The sequence below is a fragment of the Aphanothece microscopica RSMan92 genome, assembly GCF_046613545.2.
Lineage (GTDB): Bacteria > Cyanobacteriota > Cyanobacteriia > PCC-6307 > Cyanobiaceae > NIES-981.
The window spans coordinates 1-1358 of record NZ_JBKKKY020000185.1; the positions used below are offsets into that span (position 1 = coordinate 1).

The 1358-nt window shown below is 73.3% G+C and carries 1 protein-coding gene; it reads left to right on the top strand.

Features of this window, described 5'->3' with window-relative positions; genetic code table 11:
* Positions 1 to 1121 (top strand): Hint domain-containing protein (locus tag ACLD7X_RS16815; RefSeq protein WP_411424836.1); only part of this gene is annotated, 1121 nt, incomplete at its 5' end.
* Between the last annotated feature and the right edge of the window lie 237 nt (positions 1122 to 1358).

Sequence of the window (1358 nt, forward strand, 5' to 3'; positions counted from 1 at the left end):
CCGCTACACCGGTGTGTCAGCGACGGTGCGGGCCCTGGTGCCGCTGCAACGCCGGTTTCGCGCCATCGGGCTGCTCGACGGGGGCCACCTCGGTCTCCCTCCCGGCATGGCCCGGGAACGACGCGCTGTTCGGCGGCTCGGGTGCCGATACGCTGCAGGGCGGTGCGGACGACGACAGCCTGTCGGGCGGGGCGGGCAACGACCTGTTCGACTTTGACCGCGGGTCGGGCGCCGACACGGTCACCGATTTCGACATGACGCGGGAAGACGGGCGCACCGCCGACCAGCTGGATGTCAGCGACCTGCGCAACGCCTCGGGTGACGCGATCACCTGGCGCGACGTGGTGGTCACCGATACCAACGGCGACGGCACCGGTGATGCGGTGCTGGTGTTCCCCGAAGGCGAACGCGTGGTGCTGCAGGGGGTTCGCCCCGATGAGGTGGACAGCAAGCAGGAGATGGCCGCGATCGGCATTCCCTGCTTCGTGCGCGGCACGCCGATCCTGACCCCCGGCGGCTGGCGCCCGGTCGAGGCGCTGTTGCCCGGTGATCTGGTGCAAACGACACGTGGTCTGCGGCCCGTGATCTGGTCGGGTGCGCGCCGCATCACGCCGGCCGAATTGGCGGCACGACCGGGGCTGATGCCCATCCGCTTTGCCACCGGCGCCATCTGCAACACGCGCCCGCTGCGGCTGTCACCGCAGCATGCGGTGGCGATGACCGGGCCGGATGGCCAGACGGTGCTGGTGCGCGCGCGGCACCTGGCCGAGGCCGGGCTTGCCGGTGTGCGGGTGGCGGGCGGCCATCGCGCGGTCAGCTATCACCATGTGCTGCTGGACTGCCATGCCGTGGTCTTTGCCGCAGGCGCCGCGGTCGAAAGCCTGTATCCCGGGCGGCAGGCGCTGGCGTCACTGGCGATGCCCGCGCGGCTGCGCATCGCGGCGGCGATCCGGCGCGTGCGCGGGGTAGTGGCGGGATTTCCGGCGCTGGCCGATCTGGCGTTGGTCTACGGCGACCGGGTGCATCCGCTGATCGGGCGGCGCGCGGCGCTGGCCATGTGCGCGCGCCGCGGCCGGGCCGGGGCAGGCACCGTCCCCACCCTGCCTGACCGCTGCGGATGATGGATGCGCGCGCCCAAGCGCCCCAGCCGCAGGGCGCGATACCTGCGGACGTTCCGCCGCCGGGCCCAGGCCGCGCGACGCGATCACCCCCGCAGTGCGGCGCGGCGCCCCGCGATCAGCGCATCGCCACGGCCAGCCGGTCCTGCGCGCAGCAGGACGGAAAGCGACGGGCAACCATCGCCATCACCTCGTCCAGCGCGTCATCGGCATCGCGCGGGCCGAGGCGGTCGGCCCGGG